Here is a 22,053-nt window from a genome sequence, read left to right as displayed (position 1 = left end):
TTAATCATCGCCTTGCGATTTCGTAAGGCGGCTCGATGTTGGGCTGCAATGTCAACGCAAATTCATCCAGTTCGAGAATCGCCAGGTGCGATAGCTCGGGGTTGTGGCGGTATACGCAGCCCGTATCGAGGCTGATGACGCCTTGCTTCGTGCGCACGCTGCGCTGCACCTCGGCGGTGGGCGTCGGTACGTGTCCGTGCAGAAGCCGCTTGCCTTGCAGACGCGAAGCATCAAACACGAACTCCTTGATGTTGAGCATGGTATGATAATCGGTGCGCATCTTATCGGGTGGCAGCCGAAAGTTGAAGCCGGCGTGCACCAGCACAAAATCCGGTAAGTCAAGCTGGTAGGGCAGCGCATCGAGCCAGTGCAGGTAGTGCTCCGGAATTTGAGTGGCGTCCTCCACCCCGAAGCTCTGCAATGTCAGCCTTCGATCGGCTGCCGAAGCCCAAGTAAGCTTGTCTCGTCCGCGAGCCGCGTCCAGCAGCTCCTGATCGTGGTTGCCCCGCAGGCACTGCACCCGAAAGCCCCGGCCGGGCAGCTGCATTAGGTAGTCGAGCACGCCGCGGCTGTCGGGCCCTTTGTTGACGTAGTCGCCGAGCACATATAGCTCATCGGCGGGCTTTAGCGCAAGTACTTCTTCCAGCACGCACTGAAAGGAAAGCAAGCACCCATGCAAATCGGTAGTGACGTAGCGGGCCATGGCAAGGAAGGTGTGGAGAAGCGGCGGGCGGGCAGCGTACTGCGTCGTGCAGTACCCAAATTCAGGGCGGAGCGAAAAAGCAGGCAGCAAGCAAAATCGTTATAAACCAAAAAGCACCTGCATTTGAAGGCAGGTGCTTTTTGACGATCAGCGCCAGCTACTCACGAGTAGGTAGGCTTGTCGATATCGGGCTTGTCGAGGTTGCGATTGGGGTGCCGCTGCGGTGCGTCGGCGGCTTCCTGTTCGAGCCGGTCTTCGGTTTGTTCGTCCAAATCGTTGACGGGCAGGTTGCCGGCGCCTTTCGGTTGCTCCGACTGCGAGGGGCTGCCGTGATTTTCCTTTGATTGCTGGTTGGTGTTATTGCTCTTGTAGGGCATGGCTGTGGCAATTAAAGTTAAATACAAATAATTGACAATCAATCGTTTACAGCTCAATACCGGATTCCTGCGCGTTGCGGTCCAGCAGGTCGGCGTTGGTTTCGGGGGTGGCACCCACGTCGGTCGCATTGGGCTGCGGCTGTTCCATCTGCCCCATGCCTACCCGCGAATCGGGGTCCGACATTTCGTCGGTTGGCCGCAAGTCATCGGCTTCCAGTTCGTCGATAATAGGCGCGACGCGGCGGGCGTCGATGTCATCGTCGGCGGGCAAGTCCTGATTGGGGCGCTGGTCGGCGCCTTCGTCGGCGGTGCGCATGTTGTCGGCCGGGTGTTCGGATTTGTCGGCGTCTTCGTTCACCGATACGGCCGAGATGCCGTCGCTGCTGTCGGTGCCGTAGCCTTGCTTGCCGTCGCGGTTGCCGAAGCCACCGCGGGCGTCTTCGTTAGTGGGCGGACTAGCGCCGGGAATGATGTGCCCGGCTTGAAATTCTTCGCTCGTCGTATCGTCGTTGATGACGCGAACAGGGCGGTTATTAGGATCGATAGCCATTAGAAAGACTCGTTTAGAAGGAGTTAGGTGGGTCGTATAGAAGTGTACTGTGGTTTGGGGATTTGGGTTGTTCTACCGCAGCAACCTCGCCCTAGACTCCTCACTAAGAGCGCCGCGAGGCGATCTCAACGTCTGCATTTTATTCTAACTTTCATAACAATTTGATGCTCAATCTCCCATGTGGACCGAACAAGACAATGCGCTCACCCGCAGCTTCCGCTTTCCGGATTTCAAAACGGCTTTTGCCTTCATGACCGACGTGGCCGCAGAGGCCGAGCGCCTCGATCATCATCCGTAGTGGGCCAACGAATACGGCTTTGTCGAGTTCCGCCTGCGCACCCATGATGCCGGCAATACCGTAACCAAGCGCGATCATCGCCTCGCCGAAGCCATCGACCGCGTAGCGGCCCTACACCACGCTGGATAGCGGCTGTAAGTCCGGGCGGCGCCCGCTACCTTTGCTCTATGCCTGATACTGTACTGTACCTCGTGCCTACGCCCATCGGCAACCTGGAGGATATCACCTTACGGGCCATTCGCATTCTGGGCGAGGTCGATACGGTGCTGGCCGAGGACACCCGCACCAGCGGCCGGCTGATGCAACACCTCGGCCTCAAGAAGCCGATGCTGAGCTATCACCTTCACAATGAGCACCAAACCGTAGCCCGCGTCCTCGACCGCCTCGAAAAAGGCGAACGCATGGCGCTGGTATCGGATGCGGGCACGCCGGGCATTTCCGATCCGGGCTTTTTGCTGGTGCGCGAATGCCTCGGCCGCGGCTTGGGCGTAGAATGTCTGCCGGGCGCGACGGCTTTTGTGCCGGCCTTGCTGAAGTCGGGGTTCGGGGCCGAACGGTTTGTGTTTGAGGGTTTTCTGCCCGTAAAAAAAGGCCGCCAAACCCGCTTGCGCGAACTTGCAACCGAAACCCGCACGTTAATCTTTTACGAATCCCCGCACCGCATCGTCAAGACGCTGGAGCAGTTGGCCGAGGCCCTGGGCCCCGACCGGTTGGCATCGGTGAGCCGGGAGCTAACTAAATTATTCGAAGAAACCGTGAACGGCACGCTGGCCGAGTTGGCGGCGCAGTTTGCGGCCCGTACGTCTATTAAAGGAGAAATCGTTGTCGTCGTTCAAGGAAACCAGGAGTAGCGCCGTCGTTGTCGACGCGCCCCCCATCGCCCCCGCTTCCCGCCTCGCCTACTGGACGCCCAGCCTGCTCGCGCTCCTGAGCGCGGGGTTGCTCTGGCTGGGCTGGCCCGTACACCCGGCCTTATTTGCCTTACTCCTGCTGGTTGCTTTCGTACCGTATCTGCGTATGGAACAGCTACTTGTCAGTCGCGGCGCTAGTGGCTGGAAGGTGTTTCGCTACACCTACCTCATGCTCGTGCTCTGGAATGCCTTCACGACGTGGTGGGTAAGCTACAGCACGGTAGGCGGCGGCATCGCCGCCGTGGTGCTCAACGCCCTGCTGATGTGCCTGCCCACAATGGCCTTCTACCACACCAAACGCTTGGCCGGGCCCACGATCGGCTACCTGTCGTTGCCGGTGTACTGGATCGCATTTGAGCAGCTTCACCTGCACTGGGACCTTACCTGGCCCTGGCTCACGCTCGGCAACGGTTTTGCCCAAGCCAACCAATGGGTGCAGTGGTACGAATACACCGGCTTTCTGGGCGGCTCGCTCTGGATCTGGATAGTTAATTTGCTGGTTTTCAATTCTTTGACAAAATACCTGGCCGCCAAGCAGCCTTCCGCGCCAGAGCTAAGCCGGGTGCAGATAATGCGCCTGAGGTGGCTGCCCTTCTTAGCGATTCTGTTGCCGGTTATGCTTTCCAAAAGCATCGGGGCAAACTATCAGGAGAAGGGTAAAACGGCTGAAGTGCTTGTCATTCAGCCGAATATTGACCCGTACCAAGAGAAGTTTGAGGGCAAAGCCAACTTCATTCCCTACGACGAGCAGCTTTCGCGTCTGATTCAGATCACTGAGAAAAACCTCACGCCCCAGACCAAGCTCGTCATGTGGCCCGAAACGGCTCTCGACGAACCTTATTGGGAGAACATCTTCGACAGCAACTCCAAGGTGCAGCGCGTTCGCAATTTCTTGCAGCAACACGCTGGCTTAGAGCTTATTACTGGGGTTACGAGTTTGCAAAGCTATCCTAGCAAAGAAACCGCGTCGCCCACGGCTCGCTTCCGCGACGACTTGGGATATTATGACGTGTTCAATACGGCGGCCTTCCTGCCGGGCCCGGTAGGACCGCCGGTTTTCTACCACAAATCGCGGCTGGTGCCGGGCGTCGAAAAGGTACCCGTCGCCCTGACCAAGCTCATTGCCAACATCGACTTGGGCGGCACAGTTGGCAGCTATGGCAGCCAGGCGGAGCGTACGGTGTTCAATACCAAGACTCCGGACTTGCGCGTGGCTCCCGTAATCTGCTACGAGTCAGTGTATTCTGATTTTGTGGCCGAATACGTGCGCAACGGTGCCACGCTTATCGGCATCATCACCAACGACGGCTGGTGGAGCGATTCGCCGGGGCATTTGCAGCACTTGCAATACGCCACCTTGCGCGCCATCGAAACCCGCCGCGACATTGCCCGCTCGGCCAACACCGGCATTTCGGGCTTCATCGATCAAACCGGCCACATCATCACCCAGACCGGCTGGTGGATTCAGACGGCCCGCCGCTACCCGGTACACCTCAACACCGAACTCACCTTTTACGCCCGCCACGGCGAGCTGATCGGCCCCGCAATGCAAGTGCTGGCCGTGTTGCTGCTGGCGTTTACGCTCGTGCGCCGGTTTGTTAAGGTTGCCTAAAACACACAAACTTAATTCAAGCCTGTGCTGCTAAGCGCAGCCGAAGGACGCGCACTCTAACATAACTTCATGGATTTCAACCAACTCAGTTTTCAGGTAGCCGATATCGCCCGCCAGGCGGGTCAGTTTATTCGCCAGGAGGCGGCCAATTTTGACCTCAGCCGCGTGCAGTCGAAAGGCTTGCACGACATGGTTTCGTACGTCGACAAGCAAAGCGAGAAAATGCTGGTTGATGCGCTGCGGCAGTTGCTGCCCGAAGCAGGCTTCATCACCGAAGAAGGCACCGAAGGCGCCGTGCGCGCCGAAGACCTCAACTGGATCATCGACCCGCTCGACGGCACCACCAATTTCATCCACGGCCAGCCGGCGTACTGCGTGAGCGTGGCGCTGATGCAGCAGCAGGCGCTGGTGATCGGGGTGGTGTACGAAATCAACCAAGACGAATGCTTCCGGGCGGCACGCGGCGCGGGTGCGTTCTGCAACGAGAAGCCCATCCGGGTTTCGGCCACCGACGATTTGCATGACTCGCTGATTGCCACGGGTTTCCCGTACTACAAATTCGATAAGCTCGACGGCTACCTACAGATTCTGAGTTCTTTCATGCAGAACACGCAAGGCATTCGCCGGGTGGGTTCGGCCGCGCTCGACCTGGCCTATGTGGCTGCGGGCCGCTTCGACGCCTATTTCGAGTTCAACATCAACTCCTATGACGTAGCCGCCGGCGTGCTGCTGGTGCTGGAAGCCGGGGGCCGCGTTACGCAGTTTACCGAGGACGGCGACCCGATTTTCGGCCGCGAAGTAGTGGCTAGTAACACCCTGCTACACAACCAGTTGCAGGACACGATTCGGAAGTACTGGTAGGCTTAAACTTTTCCCGGCTCGCCGTAGTTTTGCTCTTGTTATGCTACTGACCCTCACCTCCGCCGAAATTCAGTATTTCATTATCGCTGTGCTATTTACGGCCGCGGCGTTTTACGTCGGTCGCATCTTCTGGCGGTCGTTTTTTGGCAAGAGCGAGGGCGCCTGTCCAAAAGGCTGTGGCGGCGCCTGCGGGGCCATCGACGTCGATCGGCTGCAACGCACCATTGAAAAGGCGGCTGTTCAGGCCAACGCAAAATAACCGGCCGCGTCGCGGCTTTTGAATTCAGACAACCTACCCCCGTCCCGGCTGCGTATAGCTGGGCGGGGGCTTGTTTTTTTGCGCCCTTCCGCCCCTTCTCACCAACCGACAAAACCCTACTACGATGCAAGACAAAGAAGAAGAACGCTCCCTCGTGAACGTCGAAAATAAGCTCACGAAAGACGGCTTTACCGCAGATTTCAACGTCGTAGACGGTCGTTTGCACACCATTGGCGACGACGCCAACACCACAACCTACGGCCCCGAAGACGTGACCATTGTCGATTTTTACCGCTTCGAAGGCGAAAGCGATCCCGATGACATGTCTATTCTGTACGCCATTGAAGCATCGGACGGCGTAAAAGGCACTATATCAACCGCTTACGGCGTATATGCTGATACAGAAACCGACGAGTTTCTGAAGAAAGTAGAAGACCTCGGCAAAAATCTGGTAAAAGGCCACAAATAGGCTTTACCACCTTGATTAGAAGTGCGTTGCGACCTAGTTGCAACGCACTTCTCTGTTTGGGCACCACCCTAACTCAACCGTGACCATGCTGCTTCCTACCCATCCGCTGCGCACGGCCGCCGACCTCGATCCGGTACTGGCTGCCATCGGCGACGCCCGGGTGGTGCTGCTGGGCGAGGCTTCGCACGGCACTTCCGAGTACTACACTTGGCGCACGGCCTTGTCCCGGCGCTTGATTCAGGAAAAGGGCTTCCAGTTTATCGCTGTGGAAGGAGACTGGCCCGATTGCTTTGAGGTAAATGCCGCCATCAAGCAGGACCACAAAAACTACGACTCCCCTTCGCGTCTGCTCCAGACGTTCAACCGCTGGCCCACCTGGATGTGGGGCAACTGGGAAATTGCGGCCCTAATAGAATGGCTGCATCTGCACAACCGCCAGCAGGCGCCCGAGCACCGCGCTGGCTTTTACGGGCTGGACGTGTACAGCCTCTGGGAGTCGTTGCAAGAGATCTTGCACTATGTAGAAAAGCAGGGCGATGGCGCCGTGAAGGCCGCGCACCGTGCCTTTCGCTGTTTCGAGCCGTACAGCAACGACCCGCAGGAATACGCCGAAGCAGTAGCCTTTGTATCAAAGGATTGCGAGGACGAAGTAACCGATATGCTGCGCGCCTTACGGCAACAAGTAGCAAGCAGCCACGCCGACGGCCTGCTGAGCCGCGAAGCCGAGTTCGCGGCGGAGCAAAACGCCTTGGTAGCCGTGAACGCCGAGCGCTATTACCGCGCCATGATCCGGGGTGGCTCGGCCTCCTGGAACGTGCGCGACCGCCACATGATGGAAACCCTCACGCGCCTTCTTGATTTGCACGGCCCTGATAGTAAGGCCCTTGTGTGGGAGCACAACACCCACATCGGCGACGCGCGCTACACCGATATGGCCCGCGAAGGCATGATAAATGTCGGGCAGCTGGCCCGCGAGGCGTATGGCCCCGACAACGTGTTCGCCGTCGGCTTTGGCTCGTACGAGGGCTCCGTGATTGCCGGAAAGAAATGGGGCGCTCCTTACGAGGTAATGCCCGTGCCGCAGGCACCGCGCGGCACTTGGGAAGAGATGCTGCATAGCCAGCTTCAGGGCGAAAATGGTCTGCTGTTTTCCAACGAGTTGCGCCAACACCCCGATTTGCAGCAACCAGTAGGTCATCGGGCCATTGGGGTAGTATATCGGCCTGAATTTGAGCGCTTTGGCAATTACGTGCCGTCTGTCATGCCCGAGCGTTACGATGCGTTTATGTTCATCGACAAAACTCGCGCGCTTCATCCCTTGCCTACTCACGCCGACGAACACATGCCCCCGGACTTGTACCCATGGACGGAATAGCTTTTTGGTATAACTAATTAATTATCAATTATTTACCTAAAACACTATTAGGAGCACTAGCAGAAAAGCAGATGTGCACAAGCTGAGATAGCGAAAGAGAAAGCCCAAATTATTACTGGGCAATATCGGGCCGAAACGGAATGCGGGCGTACATTATGCCCAGCAAACCCTTTCCTGCATGAGAAACCCTTACCTCTACTTTGCGCTTGGCTTCGTGTTGTCGGGTCAGTTCGCGGCCCATGCGCAGGCCCCTGCGACCGCCAAAACCAGCAAGCCAGCACCTGCCACGGAGAGCGCCAAAACCATCGCGGCCCGCACTAAAGGCTATCAAAAATTTGATGGGTTCTTTCCGTTTTATTGGGACGAAAAAACCGGCACCGTCTTGCTGGAGGTTTCGAGGCTCGATCAGGAAGTGCTGTATGTCAGCTCGTTGCCAAACGGCGTGGGCTCCAACGACCTGGGCTTCGACCGCGGCCAGATTGGGCAAACCCGCATTGTAAAATTTATCCGGAGCGGCCCGAAAGTGCTGTTGCTCCAGCCCAACTACGACTTCCGCGCCGTCAGCGACAACGCCGACGAACGCAAGTCGGTGGAGCAGGCGTTTGCGCAGTCCGTGATCTGGGGCTTCAAGGTAGAAGCCCAAGAAGGTAGCCGCGTGCTGCTCGACCTCACGCCTTTTCTGCTGCGCGATAGCCACCAGCTGGCCAAGCGGCTGGCGGCCATGAACCAAGGCGCGTACAAGGCCGACGAAAGCCGCTCGGCGATGTTTCTGCCTAACACGCGCAATTTTCCTAAGAACTCGGAGTTTGAGGCCATCATTACGCTCACCGGCGATGCCAAAGGCCAGGAAATCAGATCGGTAACGCCCGACCCGGACGCGCTGACGGTGCACATGCACCACTCGTTCATCGAGCTGCCCGATGCCAATTACCAGCCCCGTCGGTTCGATCCGCGGGCGGGTTTCTTCGGCACCGATTACATGGATTACGCCACGCCCATCGATCAGCCGATTGTCAAGCGCCTGATCAATCGGCACCGGCTGCAAAAGAAAGACCCTACGGCGGCAGTGAGCGAGGCCGTTGAGCCCATCGTGTATTATCTCGATCGCGGGGCGCCCGAACCGGTTCGCTCGGCCTTGCTCGAGGGCGCTTCGTGGTGGAACCAGGCGTTTGAGGCAGCGGGTTACAAGAACGCTTTTCAGGTGCAGTTGCTGCCGGAAGGGGCTGACCCCATGGACGTTCGCTACAACCTCATTCAGTGGATACACCGTTCTACGCGCGGTTGGTCCTACGGTGCTTCCATCACCGATCCGCGCACCGGCGAGATCATCAAAGGGCAGGTGTCGCTGGGTTCGTTGCGCGTGCGCCAAGACTATTTGATTGCGGAGGGCTTGTTGCAGCCGCATGAAACCGGTAAACCGACCAACCCGGAAATGATGAAAATGGCCGTGTCGCGGCTCCGACAGTTGGCCGCACACGAAGTGGGGCACACCCTGGGGCTGTACCACAACTACGCGGCTAGCACCCTCGACCGCTCCTCGGTGATGGACTACCCGATGCCGCGCATTCTGCTCCGCCCCGATGGCACCGTCGACCTTAGCCAAGCCTACGCCGTCGGCATTGGCGGCTGGGACAAGCGGGCTATTCTATATGGCTACCAAGATTTTCCGAAAGGCAAACAGGAAGAACAAGAGCTACAAAGTATTATCAATCAGACCCTTAAAGATGGGTACGTTTTCATAGCCGATGAAGACTCGCGGCCAGTCGGCAGCGCGCACCCTTATGCGCATCTCTGGGACGACGGCCAAAACGCCGCCGATGAGCTCAACCGCCTCATGGACGTCCGGCAGAAAATCTTGGCCAATTTTTCGGAAAAAGCCATTGCCGACGGACGGCCCATGGCCACGATAGAAGAAGCCTTGGTCCCGATTTATCTGTTGCAGCGCTACCAGGTAGAGGCGGCTTCTAAGGCCATTGGCGGGCTGTACTACACGTACGCCGTAAAAGGCGACGGCCAGACCACCACGAAATTTGTGGCCCCCGAAGACCAATGGAAGGCCTTTGCGGCGTTGATTCGCACCATTTCGCCCGCCGAGCTGGCGTTATCGGAGCAGTTGTTGCAGAAAATTCCGCCGCGCCCGGTCGGCTATCCGTCTAGCCGCGAAACGTTTACCTCGCGCACCGGCCTTACCTTCGACCCTACCGGCGCGGCCGAATCGGCGGCGGCTACCACCCTCGATTTTCTGCTCAATCCGCAGCGGGCCGCCCGCTTGGTTGAGTACCATGCCCGCGACAACCAACAGCCCGGCTTGGGGCAAATAGTCGATAAGCTGCTCGATCAAACCTGGAAAAGCAAGCCAGAAGATGGCTACCGCGGCGAAATCCAGAATCGGGTCAAGACCTTGACCCTGAATAGCTTGCTTGGCTTAGCTGCCTCTTCGCAATCTCCGGCCAACGTGAAAGCCCTTGCTACCCTGAAGATCGAGGAACTGAAAGACTGGATGAGCAAACAGGCAAAATCGGCCAAGCGCGACGAGCAGAAAGGCACCTTGCTGGCTGGCCTAAACACGATCAAGCAGTTCGAGGCCAACCCCGACAAGTTTCAGCCCGCGCCGGCCCTGCCCATGCCCGCCGGCCCACCCATCGGCAGCGAAGAGTTTTAAGGAACGGGAGCTATTGCCCCAACTCCCCTCCTCAGCCGAGGAGGGGATGTTGCGCCTGCGGCGCAACGGGGGTGGTTGACTCGTTGTTTAATTGTTAGCCCAGAACCACCTTAAAAGGCGGTCATACTTAGCGCAGCGAAGCATCTCGTGTGCTCCAGTAACTTCTTTTGATTACCGAAGCCCGCGAGATCCTTCCTGCACCGGGATGACGCCCTACTTAACATCACGGCTTACTCAACAACCAAACAACATCAGCAACGAGCCAACCACCCCAGCGGCAGCTTCGCTGCCGCGTCCCCTTCTCAGCTGAGGAGGGGAGTTGGTCGTTCTTACTGCGCCAGCAGCTAGCCGGGGAAATAGCGGCTTTGCTTACCCCCAGACTTTGGTGCCTTCGGTGCAGTTGCGACACATTTCGATCTGGTCGCGACCTTTCAACAAGGATTCTCTAAACTTCTGGTATTTAACCCCTTGCCACAACGCACGAAAGCTCTGTTGCTGCAAGTCGCCGAGGCGATATTCGGCGTCTTTGTCGAAACAGCAGGGCACCACGAGGCCGTCCCAGGTGATGACGCAAGAGTGCCACATCTTCCAACAGTGGTTGAGCAATCGGTTTTTGATGCTCCACGTGCCGTTGTTGTTCTCGTAGCGCGAGTAATAGTCGATGGTCGGGATGAGGGGTGAGCCGTGCTGGTAATCGTAGATCTGGGCGGTTTTGAACCACACATCGTCCACGCCCATTTCCTTGGCCATACGCTTGGCGTCTTCGATCTGGTGCTCGTTGGGCCGCACCACCAAAAACTGAAACACCACCCGCGGCGTGCTGGATTTCAATTCTTTACGCCACCGAATGACGTTGCGCGTGCCTTCCAGCACCTTGTCGAGCTTGCCACCCACACGGTACTGCTGATACACCTCCTGCGTAGTGCCGTCGAGGGAAATGATAAGCCGATCGAGGCCGGATTCGACGGTCCGCCGGGCGTTTTTGTCGTTGAGGTAATGGGCGTTGGTGCTGGTGGCGGTATAAATGCCTTTGTCGGCGGCATACTTCACCAAGTCCAGAAAATTGGGGTGCAGGTAAGGCTCCCCCTGGAAGTAGAAGATCAAGTACCACAGCCGTTTATGCACTTCGTCGATGGTCTTTTTGAACAGATCATCGGGCAGCATTCCCGTCGGGCGCGTGAAGGAGCGCAGGCCGCTGGGGCACTCTGGGCACCGCAGATTGCAGCTCGTAGTCGGCTCAAACGACAAGGCCAGCGGCAAGCCCCAATGCCGCGCTTTGCCGGTGGCTTTGCTCAGGGCGTAGCTCCCGACTACCTGCGCCGCATTCAGCGCCCGGCGCGGCGTGAGCTTGGAAATGAAGTTTAAGCCGTCGGTGAGAAGTGATGCCATGTAAGGGTAAAGGTCGGGAATACGCGTTGAAGCGCACCTACAAACCAACCAGCCCCGAGAAGTTTTGAAAAAATCAAGGCGAGAACTTAGAGCTAAACAGCTAGCTCCCCTCCTTTTTTTAAGGAGGGGCTGGGGGTGGTTCAGCTAGAGTTAGAAATTAGAGCTAGTTGTTATTAAACGTGGTTTACCACCCCAACCCCTCCTTAAAAAAGGAGGGGAGCTAGTTTTTAGCTCTAGCAACGCCCCTATAATTTCTTAATATACAAGCATTTACAGCCCATTCCACCACGCGATGGGTGGTGCTGCTTCTTGCAGCTTTACTGCTTCGCCAATCAGCGGGTGCAGCACGGGGAGGTGGAGGCGGGTGGCTTCGGCGGTCACGCGCTGGATAGGCTCGTCCCAGGCGTGTAGGGCGAGCGTAAACTTGGCCCAGTGCACCGGCAGCAGGACGCGCGCCCGGAGGTCGAAGGCGGCCTGCACCACTTCTTCGGGCATCATATGGATGTATTTCCAACTCTGGTTGTATTGCCCGCACTCCAGAATGGCCAGATCGAACGGGCCGTATGCGTCGCCAATAGCCTTAAAATGAGTATCATAGCCAGAGTCGCCACCCAAGTAGATTCGCTGGCTTGGGGTTTGCAGCACAAAAGAAATCCAGAGCGCCCGGTTGCGACTCAGGCTACGGCCGGAAAAGTGGCGGGCCGGGGTGGCGCGCACCACAAAGCCGGCGGTGAGCACATGGGTTTCGTACCAGTCCAACTCCACTACCTGCTTCGGATTGTAGCCCCAGCGCTCTAGGTGCGCGCCCGTGCCTAGACCCGTAACCACATGTTCGACAGACGGTTGCAACTGCTTGCCGGTCGTGTAATCCAGGTGATCCCAATGGTCGTGGGAGATAAAGAGGTAGTCGATTGGGGGCAGGTCGGCGACGGTGTACACATCGCTGCCCGCGAAGCTGCGGGTGCCAAAGGGCAGCGGGGAAGCACTGCCGCTCAGCACCGGATCGACCAGGATGCGCTTGCCGTCGAGCTGTAGGAAATAGGAAGAATGCCCCAGCCACACAATCACGTTTTCCGCGGAGGAAAGCTGACGCAAATCGGTTTTGCGCGAAGGCAACAAGGCGGCGGGGGCGCTGCGAGCGCTTTTTTCGAAGAAAAACTGCCGCATCACCCTCGCGTAACTCACCCCTTCGGCTAGGTCGGGAGTGGGGGAGAGATTCTGAAACTTACCATTTCGGTAGTTGGGCGACTGGGCAATGCGCGCCAGCCGTGCGCCGCTCGGAGCTGCCCCGAAAGGCGGCTGCCGCAGAAAGAAAAGCACGCTGCCTACTAAAAGGATCAGTACAACAAGAAGCCAAAACATACAAAGCACTGGAAAAGGTGATTCAACTTTCCGATAACAAACAACTTATCTCAACAAATGATAAATATTTACTAATCAATGTGTTATATCATTTCTTAGCCCACACTTCAAAAGTGGCACAAGGCCCTTCCTCCTCAAGCTTGGTCACTTGGTAGCGATCGGCGAGGACTTGCTGCTCCTCAGGCGTACAGACGATTACATGCGCGCCCGTTACCAAGTTCAGCTGTTCCCGACTCGAATGAGGCTGCACTTTTACACTTTCGCGGGCCAAGGCCTGCCGGTAAAACCAGAAGCTGCTTCCGTAAAGCGTGCCGGGATGGTATACGTCAATGGTCTTATCTTCCGGATGTTGGCGCACATAGCGGCCCAGATAATAGCCGTAGCGCACTTCCGGGCCCCAGGTTATGTCGTTTTGGCGATTGGTGATAATCAGATCAATAATCTGTTTGTAGGGCAGCCACACCAGCGCCAGCAACGCGAGCGTGCCCGTTATCACTTGCCAACGTGGGCTCATTGCCGAGCTTTGCTGCCACCGCTGAAATAGCGTTGTCAGGGCCAAAGCGATCAGCAGGGCCAGGATTGGGTAGAGCGGCGCTTCGTACCACTCCAGCTTGGTGGCGGCAGTGCTGATGACCAGCAGCCAACAGCCAACAAACAAGGCCAGCAGCCAAATCAGGCGGCGCGTAGCCGCGTCGCGCTCGAAGGCCAGAATCAGCAGCGACGGGGGCAGTAGCGGCAGCCAGCTCACGAAAAAGCGCGTTGCCGCGTTGCGAAAGTAGTAATACCAGGGCCCATCGTGGCTTTCGAGTGCATTTTGGAAGCGGCCGCCCAGCTCATTGAGTTGCACCGCGTGCCAATAGCCTGGCAGCGCCCGTTCGCGTGCCAGATAATACAGCGCCGGCACGGCAAAGGCGCTAATCAGTGCCAGCCATACAGCCGGCTGACGTAACAAAGGCAGAAGTTTACGCTGGTTCAGGGCGTACAGAACCAATGCCGGGCTGCCCAACAGTCCCGCCACGCCTTTCGTTAGTATGCTCGCACTCAAGGCGATAGCCCAAAGCACCAGATACCGACGGCGGTTGGTTTCGAGATAGAGGTAAAAGGCCAGTAACTCCAGCGTAATCCACAGGATGAGCAGCGCATCGTAGTCGCCGGTCCGGCTGACGTGCTCGCGCACGTAGCCAGGGCTCGTTACCAGGATGAAACCCGCCAACAGGCCTGCACCCGTGTTGCGTAGTGTGCGAGACGCAAAGCGGTAGAGCGCCAGCACCGTCGCTACGCAGGCCAGCACCGTAGGCAGCCGCATGGCAACCTCCCCGCGCAACCCCAAATCCAACAGGAGTACCTGTAGCCAAATCAAGAGCGGCGGCTTGGTATTCCACAGATCGGGCTGGTGCTGATAAGTGGTTACCAGCCAGTTGTGCGACCAATACATCTCGATGGCGTTCGCGGCCAGCCGCGACTCGTCCCACGTCTGAATGGGGGCCCGGAAGACGTCGAACACCAGGGGAAAGAGGATCGCAGCCAGCAACAAGAGTAACCCAGCCCGGTGGAGCCAGCGCGGAAGGGCTGCGGAGGAGGATAGCATTAGAAACGGGCCAACGATAGATTGCCCACCGGGCGCACAAAGATTGTTTTCGCCGCCAAGTTAAAGCTCCCCGCGCAAATGGTGCTTGCCGAACTCAAAAACAAAAGGCCGCCTGTTACTCACAGACGGCCTTTTACACAACCAATTGATGTGCAATCAGTTACTTAGGAGTAATAGGCAAGGCACTGGTATAGGTTGAGGCTTTACCAAATGCTTCCTTGATCTCGTCGACGGCGGCGCGGCTACTCAGGCGCTTGGGCTTGGTATTGAGAAAGGTACCGTCTTCGGCCAGCAGGAAGTAAGCGGGCACGTCTTGCAACGCATAGGCGCGGGCCACTCCCGAACGCATGCCGCCCGCAGCACGGAGCTGTACGCCCGGAAGCTTCTTGCTGGTTACCAGCTGTTTCCAGGCCGGCTCGTTTTCATCGAGGGCAATGTTGACGAACACGATGTTTTTGCCTTCAAACTTGCGCGCTAAGTCCTGTGCGTAAGGCAAATCGCGCAGCGCCAGGCCGCTGGTCGTGCGCCAAAAGTTGAGGTATACTACCTTGCCGGCAAAGCTGCTCAGCGATACCGTGTCGCCCTTCACCGAAATCAACCGGAAATTAGGGGCCGGCGAGCCAATAGCAAACGCTTTGTGCGTTTCGAAGTCGCTCTGCAACAGCGGGTAATACATGTTCTTGGGGTCGGAGCTCCGGAAATCGGCGAGCATCGTTTCCGATTGCTTTACGTGGCCAAACCGAAACGACTCCTGCAACACCCGCCCCATGATGATGGGCCGCACGTCGCCCGACAATTGGCTCTTGGCCAGCTCGTAGCACACCTGGTAAAAATCGGGGTCGGAGCGCAGGTGCTTGTCGTTGGTGGCGAGGTAGTGGATGTAGTTGAGCAGGAACTCTTGGTACATCTCGCTCTGCACGGCCGTGGCGTTGCTGAACAGGCTCTTGTCGTTGAGGAAGTCGTAGTACGTGGGCGTCATCTTCAGACGGCCTTCGGTGGCTACTACCTGCTCGCGCAAATCCTGGAACGTAAGGCGGTCGTTGGCGTAGCTATAGTCGATTTCGGCCTGCGCGTACTGCTTGAAAGCAGGCGAAAGCTGATTGTCCTGGGCGTAGTTTTCGAAAAACTTGCGTTCCTCCTTGCGGCGGTAATCCAGAAACGACAAAAAGCCCGGTTCGTAGAGCATGATGTTTTCCGGAAGTACCTGAAAGCCATCGTTTTCCACAAAATGCTCGTCTACCTCAGCCAAGTAGGTATTGGCCTCGGCGCCCTTGCCCTTGTAGCGCACCGATGTCGACAAGCTATTGCCTTTGAAGCGGACTTCCAGGGCGTTGCCTGGCTCTAAAAAGAGGTCCGTGACGTCGTCGGCATATACCAGATCGGCACGCGACGGGCCGGAGATCTTGATCGCCATGCGAAACTCGCCTTTGTCGTCGAGGCGAGCGTAGGTAATCTGCTCTTTCGGATCCAGCGGATTTTCACGCACCGATACGGCTACCGTGTCCGCTGTTTTACCATTGACCTTACCCGTTATGACCACCGTTCCTTGGGCGTGCACCGAGGTAATAGAAGCGGTGCAAAGCGAAGCGAACAAGAGCCCAGCGAAAAGTCGGATAGAAAATGCCATCAGAAAAATGTTCGGTCTCTAAGCTTGAAAATATCTATTGTCCATAACACTCAGAATAACTACACAAACAGTATTTTCACGGTAAAAGACAATTTATTACCCGAAGATAGTGCATTACAATTAACAAAGTCCAATCCCTAACGTTACTTTTTTCGTAACGTTCGCCTAACGCCAAAGTTTTGTTGGTTTTAGCCAAATAAGCCACTCAAGACTTCGTCCAATCGGCCCACTGGGTGCACCCGAATGCCGTACCGGCCCAAGTCCAATCCTTTGGCGTTGAACTGGGAAATGTACATCTCTTGAAACCCCAGTTTTTCGGCTTCCGACAACCGCTGGTCCAGGCGGCTCACCGCCCGAATTTCTCCGCTCAACCCCACTTCCGAAGCCAGACAGACTTCGCCCGGAATTGGGATATCATTAAGCGACGACACCACCGCAGCGCACACGGCTACGTCGAGCGCCGGGTCGTCGAGGCGCAGGCCGCCGGCAATGTTCAGGAACACGTCGTGCTGGCCCAAGCGTAATCCGGAACGCTTTTCGAGCACCGCCAGCAGCATGTTCAGACGTTTGGCGTCGAAGCCCGTGCTGCTGCGCTGGGGCGTGCCATAGGTGGCAGGCGTCACGAGGGCCTGTACCTCCACGAGCAGCGGGCGGTTGCCTTCGAGCGTAGCGCCGATCGCCATACCACTCAGATTGTCAGTGCGTTGCGAAAGCAGAATTTCCGATGGGTTGGATACTTGCCGCAGGCCCGTGCCTTGCATTTCGTAGATGCCCAGCTCGGAGGTCGAGCCAAAGCGGTTTTTGGTGGTGCGCAGGATGCGGTAACTCAAGTGGCGGTCGCCCTCGAACTGCAACACCGTATCAACCATGTGCTCCAGGATTTTGGGGCCAGCAATGGAGCCATCCTTCGTGATGTGGCCGATGATGAGCACTGGCACGCCCGTTTCCTTGGCATACTTAAGCAGCTCAGCGGTGCATTCGCGCACTTGCGACACCGAGCCCGCCCCCGACTCTACCAACCCCGAATGCAGCGTCTGGATCGAGTCGATCACGACTACGTTGGGCTGAAGCTGATCGATCTGCTTGAAGATGTTCTGGGTGTTGGTTTCGGTAAGTATATAACAATCAGGGTGTTGCGGACCCAGGCGTTCGGCGCGCATCTTGATCTGCTGCTCGCTTTCCTCACCCGATACATATAGCACCTTCAGTTGGCGCAGGTTCATGGCAATCTGGAGCATGAGCGTGCTTTTGCCTATGCCGGGTTCGCCGCCGATAAGCACCAGAGAGCCAAGCACTAAGCCTCCGCCCAACACGCGGTTGAGCTCGGCATCCTGGGTATTGATGCGGGCTTCTTCTTCAAAATGGATTTCGCCGATGGCCCGGGGCTTGGCCACTGTTTTGGTGCCGGGCGAAGAGGTAGGCGGCTTCCAAGAGCCCGTGGCCTGCGTATTTTCCTTCTGTACTACTTCCTCCACGTAGGTATTCCACTCGCCGCAGGAAGGGCAGCGGCCGATCCATTTGGCCGATTGTGCCCCGCAGTTTTGACAGAAATAGAGAGTCTTAAGTTTGGCCATTTGATGGTCGTAGGGAAAAAAGATATAATGCTTACCAGCCCGAAAAAGTTTGGCAAGAACGGCTTTTCCGGCTGGTTTGGCCCTGCTTAGAGCTGAGTTTTGGGCTGGGTCAAACTCGGGCCTACTCTAGCAGGTTTTATATTAGGTATATTCACTCTCCCTAATTTTGTCGCCAATGCCTACTGCCCTGACTCCGGCTGAGTTGACTGTTGTGCCGACCTTCGCCGACTTACCACCCGAAACGCTTACGTGGCTGGTGGAGCACGGCGAACGCCGCGAATACGCCAGCGGCGATACCATAGTACAGCCCGGTGAAGCGGCCGAATTCATGACCGCGATTCTTTCCGGCGGCCTGCAATTCTTCGCGGTCAACAACGGCAACCGGGAGCCAATCTTCCGCATTGAGGCTGGCCAGGTAAGCGGGGTATTGCCGTATTCGCGACTGCGGACTTTTAAAGGCTTGGCCCTAGCGGTCGGGCCGACCGTCATTTATGCGCTGCACCGCGACAAGTTTCCGGAGCTGGAGCAAGCCAGCCCGGAGCTGGTGCAGCGGCTTGTGGCCCTGATGAGCGACCGCGCCCGCGAAGAAGCGCGCGGACAAGAGCGCGACGAGAAGCTGCGGGCCTTAGGCAAACTATCGGCGGGCCTGGCGCACGAGCTCAACAACCCAGCCGCGGCCATCGCCCGCGCCGCAGAAGCCCTGACGCAGCTCGTGGCGGCCAAACCCGCTCAACTGCGGGCGCTGGTGGCCTCCTGCCCCACCCCCGAAGCGCTTGCGGCCCTCACGGCTCTAGCCACCAAAGACGTGACGCAGGCGCCGAAATTCACGGCTCTCGAATGCGCTGACCGCGAGGATGAAGTCTCCGACTGGCTGGAAGAGCAAGGCGTGTCCGATGGCTATCGGCTGGCGTCGGGGTTGTTGGAAGCAGGCATTGGCGTAGAGGAGCTGGCTCCGGTTTCGGAAAAATTGCCGGAAACAGCGCGGGCAGCGGCGTTTACGTGGCTGGAAGGCCAGTTGACGACCCTCCGCCTGATCCGGGACTTGCAGGAGGCCAGCGCGCGCATCAGCACCTTGGTGAACAACGTGAAAACGTATTCGCACATGGATCGCTCGGCCGACTACGCGCCCCTTGATGTGCAGGCCGGCCTCGAAAGCACCCTAAATATTCTGGGCTACCCGCTGCGGCAGAAAAACATCCGCGTCATTCGCGACTACGCCGACGGCTTGCCTGCTGTGCGCGGTCAGGTCAGCAGCCTCAACCAAGTCTGGACCAACCTGCTCGACAACGCAATCGATGCCTTGCCGCCGGGGGGCCAAATCACCTTGCGCACCACCTTTGGCGGCGACTTCGTTCGCGTGTTCATCCTCGATAACGGCCCCGGTATTGCGCCGGACGTGCTGCCGCACATCTTCGAGCCCTTTTACACCACCAAACAGGCGGGCGAGGGCACAGGCCTGGGCCTTGATATCGCCCAGCGCATCATTCGCAACCACGGCGGACGGCTGGAGGTGCAATCAAAGCCCGGCCACACTGAGTTTTGCGCGTGGCTGCCGGTGGAGTAAGGTATTTCGCTGGCACATGCCCGTTACTTCTTTGTCCTTCGCTGGCGCTCAGGCTGACAGGATTTATGTAAATATTTGACAATCAATATATTACTAAACAACGCCTTGTCATGAAAAAACCGATCGTATTGGCCGTGGACGATGATCCGCAGGTGTTGAATGCCATAGACCGGGACTTGCGCAGCGAATTCCGCAAAGACTACCGAATTCTGCGCGCTGCCTCCGGCGAGGAGGCCCTCACTACGTTGCAGGAGCTCAAAGCCCGCGCCGAGCCGCTGGCCCTCGTGCTGGCCGACCAGCGCATGCCCCAGATGGAAGGTGTGGAATTGCTGGAGAAAACCCGCGTGCTGTTTCCCGATGCCAAGCGTGTGCTGCTCACGGCCTACGCCGACACGGAAGCCGCCATCCGGGCCATCAACAACGCCCACCTCGACTACTATTTGATGAAGCCCTGGAATCCGCCCCAGGAGCTCCTCTACCCCACCCTGCACGATCTGCTTACGGCGTGGCAGGCCAAGTACAAGCCTCGTTTTCAGGGACTTCGCTTGATCGGGTTTCAGTGGTCGCCGCTCTCGCACGAACTCAAGGATTTTCTGGCCGGCTACATGGTAGCCTTCCAATGGCTGGATTTTGAAACCAATCCGGAGGCCAAGGAACTGCTCGACACCACTGGCCTCACCGCCGCCGATTTGCCCGTCGTCGTATTCGAAGACGGTACCGCCGAGTCGCGCCCCGACCGCACAGCCATTGCCAGCAAAATCGGGTTGGCGCTGAAAGCATCGTCGCAGCTATACGATGTGGTCGTGATCGGGGCCGGGCCATCGGGCTTAGCAGCAGCCGTTTACGGGGCATCGGAAGGCTTGAAGACGCTGATCGTGGAGCGCCAGTCGCCAGGCGGGCAGGCGGGCACCAGCTCCCGCATCGAAAATTACCTGGGCTTCCCGACCGGCCTGAGCGGCGCCGAGCTGGCGCACCGGGCATGGTCGCAGGCGGTACGGCTAGGAGCCGAGTTTCTAGCCCAGGAAGTCACGGGGTTATGCGTGCAGGATGGCTACAAAGTCTTGACCCTGAGCGACGGCAGCGAGATCAGTACGCGGGCCGTCGTCCTGACTACCGGCGTCAGCTATCGCACCCTGGAAGTACCTGGCATTGACAAACTTACCGGCGCCGGTGTGTATTACGGTGCGGCCCGCACCGAAGCCCGCTCCTGCGACCAACGCGACGTGTACATCGTAGGCGGCGGCAACTCGGCGGGGCAAGCGGCCATGTACTTGGCCACGTACGCCCGCAAAGTGCACATCGTAATTCGGGGCGAATCGCTGGCGGCGTCCATGTCGGCATACCTGATCGAGCAGATCGGCCGCACGCCCAACATTCAGATTTTGCCTTTTGCGCAGGTCGTGGAAGTGCGCGGCGACGATCACCTCGAACAAGTCGTGCTCAACAATAACGGCCAGTTGGAAGAGCGGCCCGCCCAAGCGTTATTCGTGTTCATCGGGGCCAAACCCAGCACCGAATGGGTCTGTGAGACAGTAGCTTGCGACAGCAAAGGCTTTCTGCTCACCGGCCGTGATCTCGTCACCGATTCGCGCTACGGCACCCTGTGGAAACGCGAGCGTGAGCCCTACCTACTCGAAACCTGCGTGCCCGGCATTTTCGCCGCCGGCGATAGCCGTGCGGGTGCGATGGCGCGCGTTGCTTCTGCCGTGGGCGAAGGCTCTATGGCCATTAAGTTCGTGCACCAATATCTTGATGAGTAACTACTTAATTAACAAGGCATTGAATATATAAGCTTTAGCCAGCGCGAGTTACGCCGCGCTAAACTCGCGTCAGTTCAGGGGATAGCTTAGGTCAACCAATCAGGCCTTGCATACGTTAGATTAGCCACACCATTTCCCTTGTCAATCATGAGCATATTTGGTTCTGACCGCCATAGCGGTACAATGGGAGGCCTGCTTTCGGGCCTGTTTGGGGGTAGGTCTGCTGGCAACGTTGCCTCTGGCAGCGTAGATAGCGCCACTAGAAATTCAAGTGGCATAGGCCGCAAACTGGTAAGCGGAGCCTTGCTGGCTGCCGGCGCTGCTTACCTGTACAACCGCTCCAAAAACAGAAACGCTAGCGCCCCCACCTTCGATCCTAACCGCTAGGCTACCCGCCCGGCGCGCAAAAGCCCCACCTCTAGCCTTTTACTTACGGCTCGGGGTGGGGCTTTTTTGTGGCTGATTGCTGGGTTGGGATACGTAACGAATTTTTATATAAGTATTTGATAATTAATGTATTGACTCTGACCGGAGGCCGGCGAAAAATAGACGCAGGGCGGAGTTCCATATTATTATTGTAGAACACTACAATTTTAAAAAGGACTTAACAGCGTTTTCAAATTCAATAAACTTTTGAAACGAGAAAATATTATTTCTGTGCTGCGCAAAATCCCTGTCCTTCAGTAGCAGAAATGTTTTCCTTAATTGCATGTACGACACTATTAATAATGAATTAAGCTTGACATTAAAACATATATTTTCTTCGAGTTCTTTTATTTCTCTTCCAAACTGTTCTCTAAAACTTTGAATATTTACTATTACTATATTTTGATCAGATTTAAGCTTCGTTATTTCGATCTTTTCTCCGCCCGGTTCATTATACCAAAAGAAAGTCGTGCTTTGCTGGCCATTTATCAAACTCATAAGCGAGTGCATAAAGTCGTAATAAGGATCACCAAAAATATGAGTGATAACAAGTTTATAACATTTATTTCTTACATGAATAAAACAATCACTCCATCCATCAGAATCGAGCTTTAACAATAAATCAATATCATCTGCTACGTCCAGCGTTGTTGAGCCTTTAGTATCCATAGTAGTTGTACAGCTTT

Annotated in this window: 18 protein-coding genes and 1 pseudogene; 10 read left to right on the top strand and 9 right to left on the bottom strand. The window is 57.1% G+C overall.

Annotated elements, in window-relative coordinates; all coding sequences use genetic code 11:
* Positions 1-4: 4 nt before the first annotated feature.
* From H9I52_RS19185 to H9I52_RS19175, 3 genes are all read right to left on the bottom strand, one after another.
* Entirely contained in the window at positions 5-703 is a 699-nt protein-coding gene (locus H9I52_RS19185) for a metallophosphoesterase family protein (RefSeq protein ID WP_187455179.1), read from the bottom strand.
* A 161-nt stretch (positions 704-864) separates the two neighbouring features.
* On the bottom strand, positions 865-1,080 hold the full coding sequence (locus tag H9I52_RS19180; protein WP_139515318.1) for a hypothetical protein: 216 nt from the start codon (positions 1,078-1,080) through the stop codon (positions 865-867).
* 46 nt (positions 1,081-1,126) lie between these two features.
* A complete protein-coding gene (locus tag H9I52_RS19175) occupies positions 1,127-1,630 on the bottom strand; it encodes a hypothetical protein (RefSeq protein WP_187455178.1) in 504 nt (167 codons plus the stop codon).
* Between the two features lie 178 nt (positions 1,631-1,808).
* On the opposite strand from H9I52_RS19175, the pseudogene H9I52_RS19170 reads away from it, so the two are divergent.
* From H9I52_RS19170 to H9I52_RS19135, 8 genes and pseudogenes are all read left to right on the top strand, one after another.
* A pseudogene (locus H9I52_RS19170) lies at positions 1,809-2,057 on the top strand (4a-hydroxytetrahydrobiopterin dehydratase).
* Positions 2,058-2,095: 38 nt separating this feature from the next.
* Positions 2,096-2,779, top strand: coding sequence for a 16S rRNA (cytidine(1402)-2'-O)-methyltransferase (gene rsmI / locus H9I52_RS19165; protein ID WP_139515315.1), 684 nt, complete (start codon positions 2,096-2,098; stop codon positions 2,777-2,779).
* Entirely contained in the window at positions 2,718-4,451 is a 1,734-nt protein-coding gene (gene lnt / locus H9I52_RS19160) for an apolipoprotein N-acyltransferase (RefSeq protein WP_262386131.1), read from the top strand. Before rsmI ends, lnt begins: the two co-directional genes overlap by 62 nt.
* A gap of 69 nt (positions 4,452-4,520) precedes the next feature.
* Positions 4,521-5,312, top strand: coding sequence for an inositol monophosphatase family protein (locus H9I52_RS19155; protein ID WP_187455177.1), 792 nt, complete (start codon positions 4,521-4,523; stop codon positions 5,310-5,312).
* Positions 5,313-5,352: 40 nt separating this feature from the next.
* Entirely contained in the window at positions 5,353-5,571 is a 219-nt protein-coding gene (locus H9I52_RS19150; RefSeq protein ID WP_139515313.1) for a FeoB-associated Cys-rich membrane protein, read from the top strand.
* A 124-nt stretch (positions 5,572-5,695) separates the two neighbouring features.
* Entirely contained in the window at positions 5,696-6,040 is a 345-nt protein-coding gene (locus tag H9I52_RS19145; RefSeq protein ID WP_139515312.1) for a hypothetical protein, read from the top strand.
* 85 nt (positions 6,041-6,125) lie between these two features.
* A complete protein-coding gene (locus H9I52_RS19140; protein ID WP_187455176.1) occupies positions 6,126-7,415 on the top strand; it encodes an erythromycin esterase family protein in 1,290 nt (429 codons plus the stop codon).
* Positions 7,416-7,593: 178 nt separating this feature from the next.
* Positions 7,594-10,077: a zinc-dependent metalloprotease gene (locus H9I52_RS19135; RefSeq protein WP_187455175.1), complete on the top strand. Its 2,484-nt coding sequence runs from the start codon at positions 7,594-7,596 to the stop codon at positions 10,075-10,077.
* 369 nt (positions 10,078-10,446) lie between these two features.
* Here H9I52_RS19135 and H9I52_RS19130 read toward each other — a convergent pair whose 3' ends face one another.
* The 5 genes from H9I52_RS19130 to radA form a co-directional block, all read right to left on the bottom strand.
* Entirely contained in the window at positions 10,447-11,466 is a 1,020-nt protein-coding gene (locus H9I52_RS19130; RefSeq protein ID WP_187455174.1) for an SPASM domain-containing protein, read from the bottom strand.
* Positions 11,467-11,736: 270 nt separating this feature from the next.
* Positions 11,737-12,828: an MBL fold metallo-hydrolase gene (locus H9I52_RS19125; RefSeq protein ID WP_187455173.1), complete on the bottom strand. Its 1,092-nt coding sequence runs from the start codon at positions 12,826-12,828 to the stop codon at positions 11,737-11,739.
* A gap of 88 nt (positions 12,829-12,916) precedes the next feature.
* Positions 12,917-14,416 (bottom strand): ArnT family glycosyltransferase, encoded by a 1,500-nt coding sequence (locus tag H9I52_RS19120; protein WP_187455172.1) that lies wholly within the window; start codon positions 14,414-14,416, stop codon positions 12,917-12,919.
* Positions 14,417-14,576: 160 nt separating this feature from the next.
* Entirely contained in the window at positions 14,577-16,010 is a 1,434-nt protein-coding gene (locus H9I52_RS19115) for a TlpA family protein disulfide reductase (RefSeq protein ID WP_165699343.1), read from the bottom strand.
* Between the two features lie 221 nt (positions 16,011-16,231).
* Complete coding sequence (gene radA / locus H9I52_RS19110; RefSeq protein WP_139515305.1) at positions 16,232-17,617, bottom strand: DNA repair protein RadA; 1,386 nt, start codon at positions 17,615-17,617, stop codon at positions 16,232-16,234.
* Positions 17,618-17,792: 175 nt separating this feature from the next.
* Between radA and H9I52_RS19105 the strand changes: the two genes are divergently transcribed.
* Both H9I52_RS19105 and H9I52_RS19100 read left to right on the top strand, forming a co-directional pair.
* The gene (locus H9I52_RS19105; RefSeq protein ID WP_187455171.1) at positions 17,793-19,181 is read left to right on the top strand and encodes a sensor histidine kinase; all 1,389 of its coding nucleotides are present in this window, start codon (positions 17,793-17,795) and stop codon (positions 19,179-19,181) included.
* Between the two features lie 110 nt (positions 19,182-19,291).
* Positions 19,292-20,941, top strand: coding sequence for an FAD-dependent oxidoreductase (locus H9I52_RS19100; protein WP_187455170.1), 1,650 nt, complete (start codon positions 19,292-19,294; stop codon positions 20,939-20,941).
* Positions 20,942-21,526: 585 nt separating this feature from the next.
* Here H9I52_RS19100 and H9I52_RS19095 read toward each other — a convergent pair.
* Positions 21,527-22,036 (bottom strand): hypothetical protein, encoded by a 510-nt coding sequence (locus H9I52_RS19095; protein ID WP_187455169.1) that lies wholly within the window; start codon positions 22,034-22,036, stop codon positions 21,527-21,529.
* Positions 22,037-22,053: the final 17 nt, after the last annotated feature.

Source organism: Hymenobacter sp. BT491, assembly GCF_014349165.1.
In the GTDB taxonomy this organism is placed as follows: domain Bacteria; phylum Bacteroidota; class Bacteroidia; order Cytophagales; family Hymenobacteraceae; genus Hymenobacter; species Hymenobacter jejuensis.
This window is presented reverse-complemented; position numbering and strand designations above follow the sequence as displayed.

What these genes read in the sequence shown, in the direction of transcription:
- H9I52_RS19185 (WP_187455179.1), bottom strand. Translation starts at nt 703, where the DNA reads ATGGCCCGCTACGTCACTACCGATTTGCATGGGTGCTTGCTTTCCTTT.
- H9I52_RS19180 (WP_139515318.1), bottom strand. Translation starts at nt 1,080, where the DNA reads ATGCCCTACAAGAGCAATAACACCAACCAGCAATCAAAGGAAAATCAC.
- H9I52_RS19175 (WP_187455178.1), bottom strand. Translation starts at nt 1,630, where the DNA reads ATGGCTATCGATCCTAATAACCGCCCTGTTCGCGTCATCAACGACGAT.
- rsmI (WP_139515315.1), top strand. Translation starts at nt 2,096, where the DNA reads ATGCCTGATACTGTACTGTACCTCGTGCCTACGCCCATCGGCAACCTG.
- H9I52_RS19155 (WP_187455177.1), top strand. Translation starts at nt 4,521, where the DNA reads ATGGATTTCAACCAACTCAGTTTTCAGGTAGCCGATATCGCCCGCCAG.
- H9I52_RS19150 (WP_139515313.1), top strand. Translation starts at nt 5,353, where the DNA reads ATGCTACTGACCCTCACCTCCGCCGAAATTCAGTATTTCATTATCGCT.
- H9I52_RS19145 (WP_139515312.1), top strand. Translation starts at nt 5,696, where the DNA reads ATGCAAGACAAAGAAGAAGAACGCTCCCTCGTGAACGTCGAAAATAAG.
- H9I52_RS19140 (WP_187455176.1), top strand. Translation starts at nt 6,126, where the DNA reads ATGCTGCTTCCTACCCATCCGCTGCGCACGGCCGCCGACCTCGATCCG.
- H9I52_RS19135 (WP_187455175.1), top strand. Translation starts at nt 7,594, where the DNA reads ATGAGAAACCCTTACCTCTACTTTGCGCTTGGCTTCGTGTTGTCGGGT.
- H9I52_RS19130 (WP_187455174.1), bottom strand. Translation starts at nt 11,466, where the DNA reads ATGGCATCACTTCTCACCGACGGCTTAAACTTCATTTCCAAGCTCACG.
- H9I52_RS19125 (WP_187455173.1), bottom strand. Translation starts at nt 12,828, where the DNA reads ATGTTTTGGCTTCTTGTTGTACTGATCCTTTTAGTAGGCAGCGTGCTT.
- H9I52_RS19120 (WP_187455172.1), bottom strand. Translation starts at nt 14,416, where the DNA reads ATGCTATCCTCCTCCGCAGCCCTTCCGCGCTGGCTCCACCGGGCTGGG.
- radA (WP_139515305.1), bottom strand. Translation starts at nt 17,617, where the DNA reads ATGGCCAAACTTAAGACTCTCTATTTCTGTCAAAACTGCGGGGCACAA.
- H9I52_RS19105 (WP_187455171.1), top strand. Translation starts at nt 17,793, where the DNA reads ATGCCTACTGCCCTGACTCCGGCTGAGTTGACTGTTGTGCCGACCTTC.
- H9I52_RS19100 (WP_187455170.1), top strand. Translation starts at nt 19,292, where the DNA reads ATGAAAAAACCGATCGTATTGGCCGTGGACGATGATCCGCAGGTGTTG.
- H9I52_RS19095 (WP_187455169.1), bottom strand. Translation starts at nt 22,036, where the DNA reads ATGGATACTAAAGGCTCAACAACGCTGGACGTAGCAGATGATATTGAT.